The following is a 21,391-nucleotide window of genomic DNA, read 5'->3' as shown; positions in this document are numbered from 1 at the left end:
GCACGTAGTCTTCATGGATTTCTCAGCGGAATTTATGCTTCGCTATGTGCATATCAATTAACCCATCGAAATAAGCCAAAAATTCAAATTATGAAATCATCGGCTTAAGCAGGATTCAGGTTAATTAACAATGGGTGATGTGAAATATTTAAGCCTTTCATATTTTTTATATTTTTTATGACATAGATCAAATTCTCTAATTGTTTTTCTTTTATAAAACAAATAAATTCTCTAAAAATTTTTGACTGCATCACTTAATCTTAATTTATTTTCTTTCTACGTCTTTGGCATTAATTTTAATGCATTTTCTTAGCATTCACCCTGCCAAATTTAAAAAAGACTTTTTAAACATATTCTTTGTAAAATAAAGCTAATTTATAACTTTAGTTAATTAATTTTTTAAAAGACCTTTTATAAAAATATTTGAATACCTTGTTTTTTAAATAGTTAACGTTCTTTATTCAGATTTATATAAAATTAGATACATATTATTAATATACATTTTTTAAAGCATCGGTTAATTTTATTAAATAAGATTATAATTAAATATTATAATCCAAAATAATTTCATAACCGGTATAAGAGATTAATTAAAATGAAAAAATTATCTATCATAATTCTATCTTGTGTAGCATTAACTCCAGTTTTTGTGAATGCTGCTCCCGCAAATAAACCACTAAGCCGCTGGACGTGTGAAGACTTTCTTGTGTTAGATACCACATACCAACCAACTGCTGTCGGAGTATCTATAGCTTTAAATATGAAGAATAAAGGTATGGAAAATGAGATCATAGACACAAAAGGTATTGAAAAAGTCACACCTATTATGGTTCAGGAGTGTAAAAAAGATAAAAAACAAAGTTTTAGACAACGGCTGGCTAAAGAGTGGGCAAAAATAAAATAAGTCCTTACTAACTCTTTCTATATTTAAAAAACAGTAATTAAATTTAATTACTGTTTTTTAGCCAATTCATCATTAATTCTCAGATAAAAATTAATTTTTTATAATTAAATTTTGCTAAATCAAATAGAAAAATTAAGTATCTTCTAGGAGAGATCAAATATCTCCTCTTATAAACAGGATACCCATAGCTCTATATCATTAAAATTTGATTTAGATAGAGCCCATGTATTTTCAAAAAAATCAATTTATTAAATATAATACTTGAACTTAATATTTAGAGTACCCCCTGCTTCTTCATACTATTTCCTATCATTGAAAATTAGAGATTTTCATTGGGTATAGAACATGCCTGAGGTGTGCCAGTATAATCTTTTAATCTATCAAGTAGCTGCTTGGGAATAAAGGCAACACGTATAGAAGCCAAGAGAGAGGTTCAATTTCAAATCTACTCTTGCACTTAGACCTTTAAGAAAATTAAAACAAAGCAGTTAAAATATTTCTAATGCATTTTTTGTAAAATATTAAATCACAAAATATACTTCCTCAGAAGAAATTACCGCCTGATGAAAATCGATTTTTTTAAAATTTAATTATTAATTTACAGGTAGTTAATTAAAACAACCTTCATACAACTTAAAGGTATTCAATTTACAAAAAGAACTATTTACCTCTCTGAATTTATTATAAAATTATCTATAGTTTTTATTTAGATCATCTGTCTAATATAAATTTAGAACATTTAAGATTATATAAGTAAGAGTGGAGAATATTTCCATGTTGAAAATAAAAAATCCTATTTCAAAAATTATAGTCGGCTGCCTGTGCTTGGGTTCTGCATATGTGTTCGCCTCTCCTGCCCCTACCAATCAAGACAAAACCCAGTTATCTGATATTGCAGCAAAAACACCAGGTACGCTACTGTCTATAAAAGAGCAAACTCCCGATCTGTTTACCAATGCTTCACAACGGTTTTTAATTAATTATCGCAGTCGTGGAATTTATTCCGAGCCTATCGTAACTTCTGGACTCATTTTATTGCCTAAGGGCAAGGCACCCAAAGGTGGCTGGCCTGTCCTAGCCTGGGCTCATGGTACAACTGGTGTGGCAGATACCTGTGCACCCTCCGAGGATTATGTCGGCGGGCCGGTACATGTCTACCAGCAAATCGCAGCCAAGGCTCTAAATGCCTGGCTTGCGCGTGGTTATGCAGTAGTTGCGCCCGACTATCAAGGTTTGGGTACGCCCACCTTACATCCCTATATGAATGCCCAGAGCCAGTTGCACACTGTAGTCGATGCTGTAAGAGCAGCCCATTTTTTAAAACCTTATCAGTTTAGTAAAGACTGGTATGTCATGGGACATAGCCAAGGTGGTGCTGCCACTATTATGGTAGCAGCAAATGGACAAAAATATGCGCCAGAGTTCAAACTTCGGGGGGCAATTGCCCTTGCGCCGGGAGGTTATCAATATCAGGGAATTGCTGAATATGTAAAAACTCATCCTCAGATTTCACCTAGTGTTGCCTCGTTTTTTCCTATCGTTCTTCTGGGTGCTGAAGCAGCAGAGCCAAGTCTTAACCCTGCGAATCTCGTGACTCCCGAAATGAATAAAATTCTTACTTTTGCGCGTAGTCGTTGTTTGTCAGAATTGCAAGAGGACTTAAAACAAGCGCCAAAAACAGTTTTCAAACCAGATGCCAATCTGACCCCTTTGATTACTTATCTAAAAAAACAGTCGATTGAAAATATGATACCTACGGTACCTGTGATGCTGGTACAGGGTGATCAAGATCAGCTGGTCGATCCTCGTGGAACTTATGCTTATTTTCAGCAGATTTGCAAAATGAAAAAACCTATCGAATTCCATGTGGTTAAAGGTGGAGATCATCGTGATTCCCTGAGACAAAGCCCAACTCTGATTGGAAACTTTATCAGTTCGGTGGATCAAGGGAAATTTCAAAGTAACTGTAATGTAAAATAGTCTAGACTATTTAGCAGTTTAGTCAGGTCTAATTGCATCGAACAATAAAATTTATTCATTTTTATAATGAATTAAAAGCATATTAAAGCCCCTCTTTGAAAGGGGCTTTTTTCCAAAAACTTTTCCCTATATTACTGACTGATGTCAGTACACTACCTATTAATAGCAAAACGTTTAATGTGCCTCCTTATTTATATTTCCCTCTGCTTATTTTCAAAATCTCAATTATTTACAGAATCAAAGAAATCCTACCATCCACATAGCCACCGCCCCCTAAATTTTGTAGAATAGTGCTTTCTTTCCCCGGGTGCTGTTTTATGACCGCTTGGACTGCTCATGTCACTGTCGCTACCGTTGTCGAACAAAACGGAAAATTCCTGTTTGTCGAAGAACATGCGGCGTCTGTGACCCATCCTGTCTTTAATCAGCCTGCCGGTCATGTCGAAGCAGGTGAAACGATCATTGAAGCAGCAGTTCGCGAAACCATGGAAGAGACCGGTTATCAGGTCCAGATTACTGACCTGATCGGGATCTATACCTATACCCCACCCATGTTTCCAGATCGCACATATTACCGTTTCTGCTTTAAGGCAGAAGTGAGGAGTTATGATCAAACTGCTGAACTGGATACCGGCATCATCGGCCCAGTCTGGATGACGCTGGACGAACTGGTTGAAACTGCACGTGCGCGTAGTCCACTGGTGATTAAAGCCGTGCAGGATGCCCAAGCGGGTAAACGCTATCCTTTATCGCTCATTTACGAGCACCAAAACTCTCCCTTAATTTCAAATTTGGATGCCTAATCCTATGCAACAACGTGTCATCGTCGGTATGTCAGGTGGTGTAGATTCGTCTGTATCTGCTGCACTTTTACTTCAACAGGGCTATCAGGTTGAGGGCCTTTTCATGAAGAACTGGGAAGAAGATGACGGCACGGAATATTGCACGGCCATGGATGATCTGGCCGATGCACAGGCCGTTTGCGATAAAATCGGGATCAAACTGCATACTGCCAATTTTGCCATGGAGTACTGGGATCGTGTCTTTGAACACTTTCTGGCGGAATATGCAGCTGGCCGTACTCCAAACCCGGACATTTTATGTAATAAAGAAATTAAATTCCGGGCCTTTCTGGATCACGCGGTAAACCTAGGTGCTGATTTTATTGCGACAGGTCATTACTGCCGTCGCGGTGAAACCATGACTAATTCTCGTGGTGAAGAATATGCACCGCTGCTTCGTGGCGTAGACAGTAATAAAGACCAGACTTACTTCCTGCATGCCGTACATGGTCGTGAAATTAACAAGACCCTGTTCCCTGTTGGTGAAATTGAAAAGCCGCAAGTCCGTAAAATTGCAGAAGAATTAGATCTGGTCACTGCCAAGAAAAAAGATTCGACGGGCATCTGTTTTATTGGCGAACGCCGTTTTAATGACTTCTTGAAGCAATATTTACCCGCTCAACCCGGAAAAATCGTACTGGAAGACGGTAAAGAGGTTGGTGATCATCACGGCTTAATGTACTATACGCTCGGTCAACGTGGCGGGATCGGCATTGGTGGCATGAAAGGCGTCGCTGAAGGTGCCTGGTTCGTATTGCATAAAGATATCGAAGGCAATCGTCTGGTGGTAGGTCAAGGCCATGAACACCCACTCATGCAAAGCACCATACTTTGGAGTGAGGCGATTGACTGGGTGGCAGGTGAGCAGGATATTCCTGAAATAGGTTTCCGCTGCACGGCCAAAACCCGTTACCGTCAGACTGATCAAGCATGTACTGTATACCAGGATTCAGAATCACCCAATGGTGTTCGTGTTGAATTTGATGAACCTCAACGTGCAGTGACCCCAGGTCAAAGCGTGGTGTTCTATTCAGGTGAAGTTTGTTTAGGGGGTGGTGTGATTCATCATACCAATGCGCCTAAACCTGATTTTATAAAAGGATGAATTCGGCATGACGGAGTTACCATTTCAACCAGCCACAACGTTGAATACTCGTCAAAATCGTGCTTTGGCATTAGCGGGTGTATTTCAGGCTACCCAGCTGACCCATATGACCGCAGTGACAGGTCAGCAAAGTATTGGTGAAAGTGGTAACTTTTATTTTGAACAGTTGATTAGAGCCAGTCTCAATATCCGTCCTGGTATTAATCAGAATGCCCAGACGCTAGACTTTTTTAATCAACTGTCCGATATTTCCCTAGGTTTAAAAACATTAGAAAGCAGTATTATTCAACCTTTCAATACTTCACCAAAATCTAGAATTCCAAAACTTTCCAGCACCAAACTTCCAATGTCCTATGCGATGGCACTTCTTCAATTAGAAAAGAAGGTTTATAGCAATCCCAAATTTGTTGAGATTATTGAACAGTCCCAACAGAAAATTCTCAGACAGCTCTCCTTTTTCGATAATAATTACCTGCACCCCAGCATCCTTGCCAATCTCGCTCAAACCTATGTTGATACTGCCGGACAGATTAATCCGCGCATTATGGTACGTGGCAATGCCCAAGCCTTTAAAGATGCCGGACACACCAACCGCATCCGCGCTTCCCTATTTACCGGTTTGCAAATGGCACACCTGTGGCGTCAGCTTGGTGGCAGCTCTTGGGGCATGGTATTTGGCAAACGCAAGTTGCTACAAGATATTCAGAATCTAGCGCGTTTACAGTTTCAGGTGGTTTAACTGATGCTGCACGTGTTTCGTTTTACGTTTAATTCCAAAATCTAAGGAATCGATATGAACGCTTTAACTGCACTTTCTCCATTAGATGGACGTTACGCGAGCAAATGTGATGCTCTACGTCCCTTTCTTTCTGAGTTTGGTTTAATCCATGCTCGTGTGACTGTTGAAGTGCGTTGGTTACAAGCGCTTGCAAACCACCCGGAAATTAATGAAGTCCCGGCGTTTTCAGGCGAAACGAATGCAGCGCTTGATGCGATTGTGAGTGATTTTTCTGAAGATGATGCCAACCGCATCAAAGAGATCGAACGCACCACCAACCACGACGTTAAAGCGGTTGAATATTTCCTGAAAGAAAAAATCGCCAATATCGATGAATTGAAAAATGCCGGTGAATTCATTCACTTTGCATGTACGTCTGAAGATATTAACAACCTGTCGCATGCCTTGATGCTGAAAAACGGTCGTGATGTACTGGTTGCATCTATGCAGCAAATCATTGATTCGATCGTAGCGCTTTCAGAAAAGCATGCAGACCAGCCCATGTTGTCACGTACACATGGTCAAACTGCAAGTCCAACGACGTTAGGTAAAGAAATGGCGAACGTGGCCTATCGTCTTGCACGTCAAATCAAACAGTTTAAAAATGTTGAACTTCTGGGCAAAATCAATGGTGCGGTCGGCAACTACAATGCACACTACTCTGCTTACCCAGACATCAACTGGCCTGCGCATTCACAAGCATTTGTAGAATCTTTGGGTCTAGACTTCAACCCGTATACCACACAAATCGAGCCGCATGACTATATGGCAGAACTGTTTGATGCGCTTCGTCGTTTCAACACCATTCTGATTGATTTTAACCGTGATGTTTGGGGTTATATCTCTCTAGGTTTCTTCAAGCAAAAACTGAAAGAAGGCGAAGTTGGTTCTTCAACCATGCCGCACAAAGTCAACCCGATTGACTTTGAAAACTCTGAAGGTAACTTGGGCTTGGCCAATGCTGTATTGGCTCACCTTGGCGAAAAACTGCCGATTTCTCGCTGGCAGCGTGACCTGACGGACTCTACTGTGCTTCGCAACATGGGTGTTGGTTTTGCACAAAGCTTAATTGCTTTCGAAGCATGTGCTAAAGGTATTGGCAAACTTGAACTCAATGCTGCACGTATTAATGAAGACTTAAACAATGCTCAAGAAGTATTGGCTGAACCAATTCAAACTGTAATGCGTCGCTACAATGTAGAAAAGCCATACGAAAAATTAAAAGCCCTTACTCGTGGTCAAGCCATGACTCGCGACATGATGGTTGATTTCGTAAACGGTAACGAGTTAGAAGCTGTTCCTGCTGCTGACCGTGCGCGTTTAGCAGAAATGACCCCTGCATCTTATACAGGTAATGCAGCTGAACAGGCCAAACAGGTGGCTGAGCTGATTGCTAAAATCTAATTTGCAATAAGACGAAAAAGCGAAGCTCAGGCTTCGCTTTTTTATTTATAATGCATTTTATTCTAAAAAGATTCTTTCACAATAATGACATGATTGATTATCAACTTTCTGCCAAACACTATGTGAGCCTGGGCATCTTAATTCTTGCGATTATGATTGCCAGTATCCATCCTTTAGAGCTGGAAGCTTATGTATTGCATCAGGCTGGCACCGTGTTCATGATCATCATGCTCCTCATCTGCCTGTATAAAATCGGCCTGAACTTTATAAGTTTTAATTTATGTATTATTTTTCTGATTATTCATGTGATTGCTGCACACTACCTGTATTCTTATGTGCCCTATAACCAGTGGATTGAGCAAATTTTTGGCTTTAATCTGAATGAAACGATGCACTGGTCACGCAATATGTTTGACCGTTTTGTCCATCTGACCTACGGATTATTACTTTATCCAATTTTCTATCGCCTGTTTCAGGTCTGGCTGCCGCAGCAAAATCCTGTGGTTATTTTTCTGTTAGTCATCCAGTTTGTAATGGCCAGCAGCCTGGTTTATGAATGGCTTGAATGGTTCATTGCCATTCGTCTATCCGCAGAAGATGCTGAAAACTATAATGGGCAGCAAGGCGATATATGGGATGCCCATAAAGATATGTTACTGGCTACCATTGGTGCGATCATCACAGGTATTATCATGTTAATACGACCTGATAAAACACCCTCCTAACTTTTTTATTTTATTAATTAAATCTAATTCTGTACAAGCCAAAAATTCAAAATCAGGACATCATTCCTGATTTAAGTCCAGGCAACCCCATATAACTAAACCCACCCTAACATCAACAAAAATTAACCCATTGAGTAAATATGAAATTGTATGATCTTTAATATCGAATAATCAAAAAAAAAGGTAATAAGAAATGGCTCATAATATTATCCTAATCACATGGGATGAATCATCCAAAGCATTTGAAGGTTTTAATAAGTTAAAAAATTCACCTATTCAAAATCTTAATGAAATTACACTGCTCAAACGTAAAGAAAACGGAAATTTTAAAATTGAGGAACAGTTTGATCCTCGTCAGGATAGTGGACTTGTAGGTGGAGGTCTGCTGGGAGCCTTAATTGGAATATTAGGTGGCCCACTCGGGATTGTCCTAGGTTTTACCGCTGGTGCATTACTTGGTGAGTCTTATGACATTAATCATGAGCAGGACGATATGGCTGTATTGACAAAAATCAGCCAAGCCTTACCTGAAGAAAGTACAGGCTTGCTCATTGATGCTTATGAAGAATCTGAAGATTTTATTGATGCTTTATTTGACAAAACCGGTGCAACAATTTATCGCTGGAGTTTTGATGATGTGCAATCAGAAATTGAAGCGAGTGTTGAAGCTTGGCATGAATCGCAGCGTATCGCCAATGTAACCCTAAAAGAGCAAAAAAAGGCTGAACATAAAGCAAGACGCCAAGCAAAATGGGAAGCTCTTAAATCCCGCTTCCATCTGTCAAAATAGCAAATCAGAAAAGACATCCTGTAATGACTCCATATGCCAAAATTGTTCTTCTTTTGATTGAGAACTTTTATTACACAAATAAAAAAGCTCACATTCTGTGAGCTTTTTTATTCACTAACTTTTATAGCCAATAATTACAGTTTTGGATCGCGCATTTGTACCAAGTTTGCATTAGCTTGGCTTAAGCTTTCCATGACTTTATTCACTATAGTAGGGACAAGTGAATCAGCAATTTGTGCTGCTTGCAGGCCCAATTTTTCACCTAAAGTTGGTTTCTTGCGAGTCTGAATGGAATAGACATCATGTTGGGACAATAAACTAAGCAGGTATTCATCCGAGGTTTGCAGTGTATCAACAAGATTGAGATCCAGCGCATCTCGTCCATACCAATGTTCACCGGTTGCCACTTTTTCAATATTCAGCTGCGGGCGATACTTTTCAACGAAATGTTTGAATAAAGCATGTGTTTGCTGTAATTCTTCCTCAAACTTGGCTTTGCCCTCTTCGGTATTTTCACCAAACATGGTCACGGTACGTTTGTACTGGCCTGCCGTATAGAGTTCAAAATCAATTTTGTTGTCTTTCAATAGACGGTTAAAGTTTGGTACCTGAGCAACCACCCCAATTGAACCCACAATCGCGAATGGTGCAGAAATAATTTCGTTGGCAATACATGCCATCATATAACCGCCACTGGCCGCTACTTTATCGACACAGATGGTTAAATGGAAGCCGGCATCACGCAAACGCACCAATTGAGCTGCTGCAAGTCCATAGCCATGCACCATACCACCCGGACTTTCCAGACGCACTACCACACGATCACGACCCGCTTTAGCTGTGGCCAGAATCAAAGTGATTTCTTCACGTAAGCCTTCTACTGCAGAAGCTGCCATATCGCCTTTAAAATCGAGTACATAGACTTTTTGATTGGTTTTTTTACGCGCACGAGCTTCTTTTGACAGCTGTTGAGACAACTGCAAAAGCTCCAGTTTGGAGCCAGTAGTTTGCGCTATTTTTTTCCGTTGTTCATTGATACGCGCGTTTAAATGACTGACACGGATTTCTGCGGGCAGTTTCGGACTATGAAATAACATAAAAAATCTATTCTCTATTTAATTCGGCTTATACTCTTAGATTAGGTCAATGTGTTAATTTTTCAACCGTATTTGTGGAATTATCTCGAGATGCCCTTTGATGTAAAATCCTATAGTGCTGATTGACTTCTTTAATGGACAACAAATGCAGAAACAATGGAAACTGAATATAATAAAGTACACCAATAATCAAAGCATTTATGGGCCACCACGTTAGAATCCAAAAACTAGATCCTCTTGTACTTACGAATGGTGTTACCCAAATATACATGGCAATACAGCCATAAATGCATGACACAATCAAAATATATTGAAACCATTTATGCTTCAAAAAATACCGTAGCATAGAATTAGTGCGTTTTTGCTGTCCTGTTCTGTCATCATCTATATTTTCTACCACCTCTTTTAATTTAAATTGATACTGTGCATAGGCTCGAATGTATGCATTCCATTTTTGTCGGAATGTGATATTGGTTATTTGTTTTCTAAAACGTAGATACACAAGAGGCACAATCAAAATTGATATCACCACATAGACATCATATAACCATCGATGATAATTGGTCATACCGCGACTTTGAGAGGTTGGAAACCAACACTCATGAACAAACAATGTCGCCATGACAAGACTTAAGCTTAAGCAGACAAAGAAAATACTCAAATTTCGCGGGAAATTCACCGAACCGAATAATGCGCTGTACAGTTCTTGCTTTGTTTCAACAACAAGTATTCCCTCTTTCTTGGTCAAATGGTAATTGCGCATGCGTATGTGATTTATAGTTTTAAAAATTACATATAACATAAAAAAACAGAATCCTAAGTCTCTGTTTTAAAATATTTATTTCATGAGTGTCATTAACCAAAACGCCCTGTGATATACGCTTCAGTGAGTTGATGATCCGGCTGGGTAAAGACCTTTTCGGTCGAGTTGACTTCGATCAGATCACCCAGATGGAAATACGCAGTCCGGTCAGAGACACGTGCTGCCTGCTGCATGGAGTGCGTCACAATCGCAATCGTGTACTGAGTCGAAAGTTCAGAAATCAGTTCTTCCACTTTGGCGGTTGCAATGGGATCAAGTGCCGAACACGGCTCATCCATCAAGATCACTTCCGGGCTGACTGCAATCGTGCGCGCGATACATAAACGTTGCTGCTGACCACCCGACAAACCTGTTCCCGGCTGGTTCAAACGATCTTTCACTTCTTCCCACAAACCGGCTTTACGCAAGCTGCCTTCGACAATTTCTTCAAGGTCGTATTTATCCCGCGCCAAACCATGCAGTTTCGGACCATAGGAGACATTGTCAAAGATGGATTTCGGAAACGGATTCGGCTTCTGGAATACCATACCAACCTGTGCACGCAGCAAGACCACATCCAGATTTGGATCGTAAATATCCTGATTGTCGAGCATGACTCTACCGGTTACCCGGCAGCTATCAATGGTATCGTTCATGCGGTTTAAGGTGCGCAGAAAGGTTGATTTACCACAGCCTGACGGGCCAATAAAAGCAATCACTTCATTTTCATAAATGTTCAGATCAATGCCTTTAATCGCTTCCGCTTCACCATAGTACACATGTACATCAGAAGTACTAAGTTTCACATTCGCCGACTTCGCATCTTTTTTACTGCTGCTTTGCGTATCGAACTGGGAAACAAACGGAGTTGTTGGCTTATGTGTTGCCTCATCCGAGGTGAATTGTATCTGTTGTGAATTCACGGATTGATCCTTTTCTAAGGAATTTTGAATAACATTTGTGTTCATGATTCTGCCCCCTATTACCAACGGACTTCAAATTTCTTACGCAACCAGATGGCCAGGCTGTTCAAGCTGATCATCATGGCCAGAAGTACAATAATTGCTGCTGCGGTACGCCCTTCAAAGAAGTTACGCAACTCATTGCCTTGCCATAAGAAAATCTGCACGGGTAAAGCCGTTGACTGATCAAATGGTGTAGCCGGAACGCTGGCAACAAAAGCACTCATCCCGATTAATAACAATGGTGCGGTTTCACCCAAAGCCTGTGCAACCCCGATAATTGCACCCGTTAAAATACCCGGAAAAGCCAAAGGCAAGACATGATGGAATACCATCTGGATACGGGAAGCACCTAAGCCTAAGGCTGCCTGACGAATCGAAGGTGGAACAGCTTTGAGTGATGCACGTGTGGTGATGATCACAGTTGGCAGGGTCATCAGACTCAGAACCAAACCACCCACTAAAGGTGCTGACAGTGGCAAATGCATCCAGCCAATAAAGATCGCTGCACCCAGTAAACCAAACACAATCGATGGAACTGCTGCCAGGTTGTTGATATTGACTTCTACGACATCGGTAATCCAGTTCTTCGGTGCAAATTCTTCCAGATAGATCGCGGATGCTACCCCAATTGGAATCGAGATAAAGATCACGATCATCATCATGAACAGTGAGCCCATGATGGCGCCAGCCAGGCCAGAAGTTGCCGGTGAACTGCGTGAATCAGGACTGGTGAAAATATTAGTATTGAAACTGTTTTCAATCACACCGGAAGCTTTCATCTCGTCTGCCACCTGACGAATTTCCGGGCTGAGCTGTTGCTGCTCAGCAGGAAGATCACGGTTAATATTTCCCGCCAGCCAGACATCGACATTGGCATCAGCCAGAATTTTTACTTCTTTGCTTTGACCGACCAGAGCTGGATCATTTATGACCATGTCACGTAAACGGTACGCCTCAGAACTGGTATATAAAGAACCCAGTTCATCACGCTGGCTGGCCAGCTTGCTGTCTTTGGCAATCATGCCGTTGATAATCAGCGCATCCCAATCCACCATGCCGACATCCATTTGCCAGGCAATCATACGCTCTTCAAACTGCGCTGGAGATTCTCCTGCAATCGGCTTCGGTTTTGGACCAATATCTATAATGGCCGGATCGAAATGAATCGGCAAACTCATACTGCTTTGCCAGAATGCAGGCAAACCTTTGGATAAAATACTACCGAACAGCAATACCACAAAGAACAGGCCTGCCAATACCGCAGTGAAACCAAATAGACGGAACGTTTTTTCTTTACGATGACGTCGTGCCAAAGAGCTTTGAATGGTCTTCTTACGCTTTTCACGCAGCTCGGCAGCGATGGATGGATCAATACGCTGATCCACAAGCGTTGTATTTGAAGTACTCATTAGTCGTATTGCTCACGATATTTACGCACGATGATCAGTGCAACAATGTTCAAACCCAGGGTAATCACAAATAGCGTCAATCCTAAAGCAAAGGCGACTAGCGCCTGCGGACTGGCAAAGTCGGTATCACCGGTTAACTGATTCACAATGGTGATTGTGACCGTAGACACTGCTTCAAGCGGATTGGCATGCAGCTGCGGACTGTTCCCCGCTGCAAGTACCACGATCATGGTCTCACCAATTGCACGCGAAGCCGCCAGCAGGAAGGCACCGATAATACCGGGCAAGGCTGCGGGCAAAACCACCTGACGGATTGTTTCAGACTTGGTCGCCCCCAGACCTAAAGAACCATCCCGTAAGGCACGTGGCACCTGAGTAATAATGTCATCTGACAGGGAAGATACGAATGGAATGATCATGATGCCCATCACCAGACCTGCAGTCAGTGCACTGGTCGCATTAATTTCGAGTCCGACCAGAGCACCCATGCTTTTAAGAAATGGCCCGATGATCATCAAGGCAAAAACACCATAGACGATGGTTGGAATACCCGCCAATACTTCAATGGTGGGTTTTGCCCAAGAGCGGAACCGTGGGGAAGCATACTCTGCCAGATAGATCGCGATCATCAGACCAACCGGAACCGCAACAAAAAGTGCGATACCGCTGACCATGAGCGTGCCCCACAGCAGTGGTAATAGACCATAACTGCCTTCGGCACTGCCAGAGGTACTAAAGCCCGGGTTCCATTCGGTTCCAAAAAAGAAATCCAGTGGGCTGACAAAGCTGAAGAACCGCATTGCCTCACCAAACATCGACATCACAATCCCGAGAGTGGTCAGAATCGCTACTCCTGAACACAATGCCAGGCCAATATTAATTATTTTCTCGACCTGGTTGCGTGCACGGAATTCCTGGCTGATATGTTTCTTCGCCCAGACTAGACCGGCCAGTGCGGCCGAAATCACCACTGCCAATTTGGCAAACGTACCAATGGTCGAAAATTTAGCCAACTGCTCTGCAGCTGCGACTTCATAAGCTGCAGGTGTGTCACTGACCCCGAAACCTGAGGCAAGTGCCTGAACGCGATCAATAACGACACTCAGACTTGCCGGATCCAGACTGGCCGAAATATCCTGCGGCAAATGGTTGAGTACCACCTGCTCCAGAAAACTTGGCTCTACCATATTCCAAACAATCAAAATTAAAAATGCAGGGATACCACACCATAGCGCAACCAGGGCACCATAATATCCAGGACGCGAATGTAAGTTTGCAGAATTACTGCCCTTACCTGCTAAGCTACGGCTTTTACTTAATCCGAGTTGATAGGCTATGGCCATGATGGCCAATAACACACCTATAAGTAGCAGATTCATGTATTCTCCACTATTTTTCAATTTTCATGGTTTGAAAAAACTTGTTTATCGCAAAAAGCCGATGGTAGGCTACCCCTACCACCAGCGTTTTCAAAATCTTCGATTACTTCACAACAACCGCTTTACCAGCCTTGAAATTTACCAGGACTGCTGCACGTTCTTTATCAGACATGGAAATCAGACCCGCTTTTTCCAGCTTAGAACCTTTACCAGATACCTTCTTGTTCAGGAAGTATTCTGTGAACTGCGGTAAGCCTTTGATCGATTTCAGGTGCTCCCCTTTGACATAGAAGAACAATGCACGTGATACCGGATAAGCCCCATTCAGAATGGTCTTTTCAGAAGGTGCTACATTGTTCACAGTCGCAACACGCAAGCGGTCACGGTTCTGGTCATAAAAGCCCAAACCAAACACACCGACTGCACTTGGAGAGGTTTTTAAACGTGCCAGTGTCTCGGTATAGTCACCTGCAATCTCAACTACGCGGCCATCTTTACGGAAGGTGGTACAGGCTTTTTTCTTGGCATCTTTGTCTAGAGACTTAATTGCAGCATACGATTCACAACCTGCATCCACCATTTTCTCCTGGAACACTTCGCGCGTACCATGATTCGAAGCAGGAATGACCAGCGTGATCGGTTCATTCGGAAGTGCTTTATCAATCTGGTTCCAGCGTGTATATGGGTTAGCTACCATTTTTCCATTCGACGGAAGTTCTGCAGCCAGCGCAGCGAAAACATGCTGAGGACGCAGTTTATAAGCAGCTTTGTTGGCATTGGAAGCAAATACAATACCGTCATAACCGATTTTGATTTCTAATACTTGGTTAACGCCATTCTTTTTACATTCTGCCAGCTCAGTACTTTTGATTTGACGAGAAGAATTTGCGATATCAATCGTGTTATCGCCCACACCATTACAGAATTGCTTTAGACCACCTGAAGAACCGCCAGAACCCACCACTGGGGTTTTAAACTGTGGAAAAGTATTACCGAATTCTTCCGCCACGATACTGGCATATGGAAGTACCGTTGAAGAACCTGCAATTTGAATGGTGTCACGAGCTGCGTGTGCGGTTGTTATGGTAGTTGCCCCGGTTACTGCTAATGCTAAAGCTATATTTGTAAAGCGCATTCTAGGATCTCTCTCATTTATGCAAATTTGGAGTACGCCACTTTTTATTCAGTTTTGTACTTTTTTCGATACCTGCATTTTGATTTTAGAATATGACAAATAAGTTACAGCTTTATTACGATTTGGTGATTTTTAATTTGGCAGCTTTAGCCTTATAAAATATTTATAAATTTCAATAAATAAATTATTTTCATTATTTTATTGAAGCCAACAATCAGATCAGGGACATGTAACACTTTTTATAAAACCAAATTGAAGAAAAATCTTGCTTCCCCAGCTTTACATAATCAGATGACGGTTTCATAACAGGCTAAAATAGAGGCAGATATTCCGTATTTTTCTGATGAATCTATACAGGATAATTGATCTGCTCATTGCTCAAAAATAAAAAAAGGAGATCATTTCGATCTCCTTTTGATTTAAATATAGAACTTTAATTTAGCCACTTACACAAATATTATGCATTTACCTGAACTTGTGGCATTCTATATTTAATCAGGAATACACAGCAGAGTGCCAATAGCAAAGGTATGCCGAGCGCATAAAAATAACCAGACACACCATATTGGGTGAGTATAATCCCGCCAATAGCCGATCCTAAAATTGCCCCCATACGTCCCATTCCAATCGCCCATCCTGTTGCCGTTGCACGAACTTGAGTAGGATATGCCGCAATCACCAGGTAATTTAAAGCCAGCTGTTGACCGCCAATTCCAAATCCTGCTAAAGCAATCAAAGTGAAGATATAAACCCATTGATTGCTTTCAATAATCAGGCCTAAACCTGCCACAATCACTAACCCTGTGACTAACATAAAACTAAGAATTTTAGCTGTATTTAATTTCGGCAACCAATAAGCCAGCGGCAAGGCAAATAAGATAAAGGCTGCATTCACCGTAACGGATGCATAAGGGGCATTTTCCGGTGCAAGTCCTGCCTGTTTCAAGACCGTCGGTAACCACGACAACAACATGAACCATGCAATCCAGTTAAAGAAATAGGTACCCCATACGCCCATTGTGGTACGTGCTAAATTATTCTGAAACAAGATGCTCAACTTGGCTTTTTGTTGTTGGGTCTTGATTGGCTGAGGTAGATCTTTAGCTTTAATTTCACCAATTCCTGGAGAAATTTTGTTGAGAATTTTCTGAATTGAGGACAAAGAAGAACTTTTGTTGTTTTGTGCCATATATTCTAAAGATTCAGGCAACAAGAAATACAAGACAAACAACAAAAATAATGGGAATCCGCCACCAATCAAATAAATCCCTTGCCAACCCAGCACTGGTAAAATCTTGGCAGCAAGTAAGCCACCTAACATTGCTCCTGCTGGCAATGCCAACAATACACCTGTCGTGACTGTACCTTTGAAACGTTGCGGAGAATATTCAGCAGCCAAGGCAAGCAATACAGGTGTTGCCCCGCCCATCCCTAATCCAGCAATAAATCTCAATACCAATATTTGCTCAACATTCGTCGCATAGGCAATCAATAACGTGGCTAGAGAAAAAATGGCCGTACACATAATTAAGGTTTTCCGACGCCCTAATTTGTCTCCTATTAATCCTAAGAGCATTGCACCTATCGTCATTCCAATGATGCCTGCCGTTAAAATCGGGGCTAATGCGCCTGTTTCTAAATCAAAGTGTACGAGTAAAGCGGGTGCTGTAAATGCAACAGCCTGAGTATCAAAGCCGTCAAATAATGCGATCAGGAAACAAAATGCAATAACCATCCACTGATATTTAGAAATCCCTTGATCAATCACTGTTTTGATCAGTGATTTTTCTTGTAAATTTTGCTCCATATTCCTGAGTTTTCCATTTTATTTTAAATAGCATATAGTTTTAAAAAAAATGCAGCAAAGATTTAAAAGGTATATTTTTATATATGGCAATGAGTCTGCTCAGGGCAGTTAAAACTAAAATTTAATCATAAAAAAAGGAGATCATTTCGATCTCCTTTTTCAAACCATAACCGCTTATGCGATTGGCGGTGTATAAGTACCGTCAGCAATTGAATCCTTGATACGATCAGCTTCTGCAAGCACCAGTGCCAGCAAGTTCTTCACGTTATCCAGCGTTGCTACCGGACTTAAAGTAGTCATTTTCAAAGATTGAACCTGACCCACTTTCGTCACACCAATATTCGCTTCACCACGCGCAAACAGTTCGTCTGCTACGTTTTGATTAAGCGTATCCAATAATTCAACCGGATAGCCCGCTGGAACCACACGGAACAGCACAGACGCGAATTGAGGTTCAAGCAGAAGCTCTAAACCATCAGTCGCTTTAATGTAGTCTGCCACTTCACGGGTTAACTTCACGCCATGGTCAATCATTGAACCATACAGCTCTTCACCAAGTGCTTCAACGGTCATCCACAATTTCAACGCGTCAAAACGACGTGTTGTTTGTAGTGACTTAGACACCAGGTTAGGAACACCGTGCTCTTCATCATAAGCAGAGTTTAGATACTCAGCTTCATAATGCATGAAACGGTAATTTGCTTCATCTTTCAGCAGGAACGCGCCACAAGAAATGGTCTGGAAGTAATGCTTATGGAAATCAAGCGTGATCGAATCTGACAACTCAATACCATCCAGCATAGAACGATATTCATTGGATAGAATCAGTGCTCCACCCCAAGCCGCATCGATATGCATCCACGCGCCATATTTGTTGGTGATTTCACGAATTTCTTTCAATGGATCAATCGCACCGGCGTCAGTCGTACCCGCAGTTGCCACTACACATGCCACGATCTTGCCTTCAGACTGAAGATGCGCCATGGTTTTTTCCAGAGCATCAACATCCATCTGTGCATTTTCATTCACAGGAACAGTGACTACTGACTGGAAGCCCATGCCCATCATCGCCATGTTCTTTTGCACAGAAAAATGTGCATTTTCAGAACAGATGACTTTGACATTACGCATCGCATCCGCAGGGATACCGTCACGCTGAACAGACCACGGATTACCGTTTTCATCTTTCCAGTTTTTCGCGATGCAGGCATCACGCGCAAGCAGTACGCCCATCAGGTTAGACTGTGTACCACCAGAAGTGAACACACCTGCCTGACCTGGACCATAACCCACTTTTTGACGTAACCAGTCAATCAGCTGAACTTCCATCAATGAACCTGCCGGGCTTTGATCCCATGAGTCCATTGACTGGTTGGTTGCGTTAATCAGTACTTCTGCGATCTGGCTGGTCACCATCGTTGGACAGTGAAGATGCGCAAGTGAATGCGGATGATGAACTTTCAAACTTTTATTGAGAAAAAGTTCAACCATACGCTCAAGAGATTTTTCTAAACCCAAACCTTCTTTTGAAGGATTAAATGTAATTGCACTGCGCAACTCTTTAATGCTGCCGCCAGTATACATCTTGTCGTTTTGCAACCATGCTGCAACCGCTTGGGTCGCCTGGTCCATTGCTGACTGATAGTCAGCGATGGATGCAGCATCATTGCAGAGTAAAGCTTTACGATGTTCTGCAAAATCTACCATGAATTATACGCCTCGAACTGCTATAAGTGCTTCAGCAATCGCTCTCTTGAAGCGGACAATGACTTCTTCACATTCTGTTTGAGTAATGATCAACGGGCAAAGTAAACGAATTACTGTACCATTACGACCACCTTTCTCAAGCAATAACTTATTGTTGAAACATGCAGTTTGGATCGCAGCAGCCAATTGACCATCAGCAGGTAAAGACCCCATATGATCTGCCGGTTTGCGTTCATCTACGATTTCAACACCAATCATCAGACCACGGCCACGTACGTTACCAATACATGGGAATTCATTGGCTAACTCTTTCAATGCAGACTGCAGGTAATCACCGCGTTCTAGTGCATTTTGCGCCAGGTTTTGTTCTGTAATCGTATTAATTGTCGCAAGACCAGTACCCATCGCCAACTGGTTACCACGGAACGTACCGGTATGACCTGCTGGCTGCCAGGCATCAAACTTACGCTTAATACCAAGCACTGCAAGCGGCAAGCTACCACCCACGGCTTTAGACATTACCACCACATCAGGTTCAATCCCCGCGTGTTCAAATGCAAACATTTTGCCTGAACGGGCAAAACCAGCCTGAACTTCATCAAGAATCAACACGATGTTGTGTTTTTCAGTCACTTCACGAATTTTTTGCAACCATTTGACTGGCGCAGTCACCACACCGCCTTCACCTTGAATCGCTTCAAGAATTACAGCTGCAGGTTTGGTTACGCCGCTTTCTACATCTTCAATGAAGTTTTCAAAGAAGTAAGTCAAGGCATCAACGCCCGCTTCACCACCAAGACCCAACGGGCAGCGGTATTCATGCGGGTATGGCATAAACTGTACACCCGGCATCAAGCCATTCACTGCATTTTTCGCAGACAGGTTACCTGTCATTGCCAATGCACCGTGGGTCATACCGTGGTAGCCGCCAGAGAAGCTGATTACCGAACTACGACCGGTAAAGGTTTTCGCAAGTTTAATCGCAGCTTCTGTTGCATCTGCACCTGATGGACCACAGAACTGCAAGCAGTACTCTTCTTGGCCACCAGGAAGATAAGAAAGAAGCGCTTCAGTAAAAGCATCTTTTAAAGGAGTAGTAATATCCAGTGTATGCAATGGCAAACCACTTGCAATTGTATCCTGGATACTTTGAATGACTGCAGGATGATTATGACCTAATGCCAAGGTCCCTGCCCCAGCTAAACAATCAAGGTACTCTGTACCTTCAACATCGGTAACCCAGCACCCTTGTGCTTTCGCTATCGCTAACGGTAATTTACGTGGATAACTACGCACATTCGATTCCATCTGACTTTGGCGAGTCAAGTAGTATTCGTTTGTGGAATTGGTGGCAGGGTTTACAGAAGTAACGCTCATATCGAATTACCATCTCTGATATGGGTGAAAGAAATAAGTCTGGTGACGTTTGGTCCTTTGACTCGGCGCTTTATAAGGTTCTAGCTAGCAGTTTTGTATTCGAATAACTAGGAGGCGGATGATACCGAATTTTCCAGGAAAATAAACAACTTTTAGTCGCATTTTGTCCTAATCTTTATCGAAAAAAAACATTATGCCAATCCATCCCCTGAATCATCATCTTACAGTGTGGCAGCAGAAAGAAAAGCTTGTTCTTTTATGCTTTTTTGTAGCACAACCAGCATTCCGGAAATAAATCTTAAACTTTATTATTAAGTGGTTAATTATTAACAATAAATATAAATCAAATAATAGAATAAAATTAAAGAAAATTTAACACTCTTACGACAAATATTTCGTAAAAGAATCACAATTGAGATTTAATATTTTAACAACGGCTTAGATGGCCAATTTTAAGAAAAACAGGACAATTCCATGCGTCTCTTAGCACTTACCAGTTTTATCCTTGCCAGCACCCTAGCCACAGGCGCATTTGCAGCTCCTGCTGAATCCATGAATTATAATGTTGTTAATCTTTCAGCAGAGGCCAGCCGTGAAATTTCAAATGATGAAATGCATGCTGTACTTTATATTGAAAAATCCAACAAACAGCCGGCTGAACTGGCCACCCAAATCAACCAGCTCATGAATCAGGCGATTGCCACAGCACGCAAATATCCGACTGTGAAAATCGAGACGGGCGCACAAAGTACTTATCCTGTTTATGACAATGACAACCGCAAGTTGAAAGAATGGCGTGGCCGCGCCCAGATTCGTCTGGAATCAAAAGACTTTAAAGCCACTTCACAACTGATTGCCGAGTTACAGCAGCACTTCCAAACGCAGTCTATTAACTTCAAGGTCTCAGATGAGAAACGTAAAAAAGTCGAAAGTGAACTCATGATCGAAGCAAGCAAAATTTTTCAGCAACGTGCGCAGGCCTTAACCCAAACCTGGAATAAAGCTGGTTATCAACTGGTAAACTTAAACCTGAATACCAATAACTATTCACCCCAGCCAGTACCGCGTATAGCCATGATGAAAGCTGCATCGGCAGTTATGGCAGTTCCAGAGCAGGAAGTTGCTGCAGGTGAAACGCAAATGACGGTCAGTGCCAATGGTGCGATTCAGTTTAAATAAGACTTC

At 41.9% G+C, this 21,391-nt stretch carries 18 protein-coding genes and 1 pseudogene; 10 read left to right on the top strand and 9 right to left on the bottom strand.

Going from position 1 to position 21,391, the window contains the following annotated elements; genetic code table 11:
- The 9 genes and pseudogenes from KUG37_RS07190 to KUG37_RS07150 form a co-directional block, all read left to right on the top strand.
- Positions 1-108: pseudogene (locus KUG37_RS07190) on the top strand (IS982 family transposase); the annotation flags it as partial.
- Positions 109-595: 487 nt separating this feature from the next.
- Positions 596-904, top strand: a complete 309-nt coding sequence (hdeA, locus tag KUG37_RS07185; RefSeq protein WP_216934511.1) for an acid-activated periplasmic chaperone HdeA — start codon at positions 596-598, stop codon at positions 902-904.
- Between the two features lie 774 nt (positions 905-1,678).
- Complete coding sequence (locus KUG37_RS07180; protein ID WP_216934509.1) at positions 1,679-2,884, top strand: S9 family peptidase; 1,206 nt, start codon at positions 1,679-1,681, stop codon at positions 2,882-2,884.
- Positions 2,885-3,201: 317 nt separating this feature from the next.
- Positions 3,202-3,687 (top strand): NUDIX hydrolase, encoded by a 486-nt coding sequence (locus KUG37_RS07175; RefSeq protein WP_216934507.1) that lies wholly within the window; start codon positions 3,202-3,204, stop codon positions 3,685-3,687.
- A gap of 4 nt (positions 3,688-3,691) precedes the next feature.
- Complete coding sequence (gene mnmA / locus KUG37_RS07170) at positions 3,692-4,831, top strand: tRNA 2-thiouridine(34) synthase MnmA (protein WP_216934505.1); 1,140 nt, start codon at positions 3,692-3,694, stop codon at positions 4,829-4,831.
- 7 nt (positions 4,832-4,838) lie between these two features.
- A complete protein-coding gene (gene hflD, locus KUG37_RS07165) occupies positions 4,839-5,570 on the top strand; it encodes a high frequency lysogenization protein HflD (protein WP_216934503.1) in 732 nt (243 codons plus the stop codon).
- 54 nt (positions 5,571-5,624) lie between these two features.
- Positions 5,625-7,013, top strand: a complete 1,389-nt coding sequence (gene purB, locus KUG37_RS07160; RefSeq protein ID WP_216934501.1) for an adenylosuccinate lyase — start codon at positions 5,625-5,627, stop codon at positions 7,011-7,013.
- An 89-nt stretch (positions 7,014-7,102) separates the two neighbouring features.
- Positions 7,103-7,738 carry a DUF2238 domain-containing protein gene (locus KUG37_RS07155; protein ID WP_216934498.1) on the top strand — a complete coding sequence of 212 codons (636 nt, stop codon included), beginning with the start codon at positions 7,103-7,105 and terminating at the stop codon, positions 7,736-7,738.
- Positions 7,739-7,931: 193 nt separating this feature from the next.
- Positions 7,932-8,528 carry a DUF1269 domain-containing protein gene (locus KUG37_RS07150; protein WP_216934497.1) on the top strand — a complete coding sequence of 199 codons (597 nt, stop codon included), beginning with the start codon at positions 7,932-7,934 and terminating at the stop codon, positions 8,526-8,528.
- A gap of 134 nt (positions 8,529-8,662) precedes the next feature.
- Here the strand turns inward: KUG37_RS07150 and sohB are convergent, their stop codons facing one another.
- The 9 genes from sohB to KUG37_RS07105 all read right to left on the bottom strand — a co-directional run bounded on the left by sohB (position 8,663) and on the right by KUG37_RS07105 (position 20,206).
- Positions 8,663-9,625, bottom strand: coding sequence for a protease SohB (gene sohB / locus KUG37_RS07145; protein WP_216934496.1), 963 nt, complete (start codon positions 9,623-9,625; stop codon positions 8,663-8,665).
- A 46-nt stretch (positions 9,626-9,671) separates the two neighbouring features.
- Positions 9,672-10,427 carry a hypothetical protein gene (locus KUG37_RS07140; protein WP_254202639.1) on the bottom strand — a complete coding sequence of 252 codons (756 nt, stop codon included), beginning with the start codon at positions 10,425-10,427 and terminating at the stop codon, positions 9,672-9,674.
- Positions 10,428-10,480: 53 nt separating this feature from the next.
- Positions 10,481-11,395 (bottom strand): phosphate ABC transporter ATP-binding protein PstB, encoded by a 915-nt coding sequence (pstB, locus tag KUG37_RS07135; protein ID WP_216934495.1) that lies wholly within the window; start codon positions 11,393-11,395, stop codon positions 10,481-10,483.
- Positions 11,396-11,409: 14 nt separating this feature from the next.
- Entirely contained in the window at positions 11,410-12,801 is a 1,392-nt protein-coding gene (pstA, locus tag KUG37_RS07130) for a phosphate ABC transporter permease PstA (RefSeq protein ID WP_216934494.1), read from the bottom strand.
- On the bottom strand, positions 12,801-14,180 hold the full coding sequence (gene pstC / locus KUG37_RS07125; RefSeq protein WP_216934493.1) for a phosphate ABC transporter permease subunit PstC: 1,380 nt from the start codon (positions 14,178-14,180) through the stop codon (positions 12,801-12,803). Before pstC ends, pstA begins: the two co-directional genes overlap by 1 nt.
- 103 nt (positions 14,181-14,283) lie before the next feature.
- Positions 14,284-15,315 carry a substrate-binding domain-containing protein gene (locus tag KUG37_RS07120; protein ID WP_216934492.1) on the bottom strand — a complete coding sequence of 344 codons (1,032 nt, stop codon included), beginning with the start codon at positions 15,313-15,315 and terminating at the stop codon, positions 14,284-14,286.
- A gap of 457 nt (positions 15,316-15,772) precedes the next feature.
- Positions 15,773-17,122, bottom strand: coding sequence for an MFS transporter (locus KUG37_RS07115; RefSeq protein WP_216934491.1), 1,350 nt, complete (start codon positions 17,120-17,122; stop codon positions 15,773-15,775).
- Between the two features lie 174 nt (positions 17,123-17,296).
- Positions 17,297-18,829, bottom strand: coding sequence for an aspartate aminotransferase family protein (locus tag KUG37_RS07110; RefSeq protein ID WP_216934489.1), 1,533 nt, complete (start codon positions 18,827-18,829; stop codon positions 17,297-17,299).
- A gap of 3 nt (positions 18,830-18,832) precedes the next feature.
- Complete coding sequence (locus tag KUG37_RS07105) at positions 18,833-20,206, bottom strand: diaminobutyrate--2-oxoglutarate transaminase (protein ID WP_216934487.1); 1,374 nt, start codon at positions 20,204-20,206, stop codon at positions 18,833-18,835.
- A 474-nt stretch (positions 20,207-20,680) separates the two neighbouring features.
- On the opposite strand from KUG37_RS07105, the gene KUG37_RS07100 reads away from it, so the two are divergent.
- Complete coding sequence (locus KUG37_RS07100; protein ID WP_216934485.1) at positions 20,681-21,385, top strand: SIMPL domain-containing protein; 705 nt, start codon at positions 20,681-20,683, stop codon at positions 21,383-21,385.
- The last annotated feature ends 6 nt before the right edge of the window (positions 21,386-21,391 follow it).

The sequence above is a fragment of the Acinetobacter sp. BY419 genome (genome assembly GCF_019038395.1).
Classification (GTDB): Bacteria; Pseudomonadota; Gammaproteobacteria; order Pseudomonadales; family Moraxellaceae; genus Acinetobacter.
Note: the sequence above shows the minus strand (reverse complement) of the source record. Positions and strands in the feature narration are given on the sequence as shown.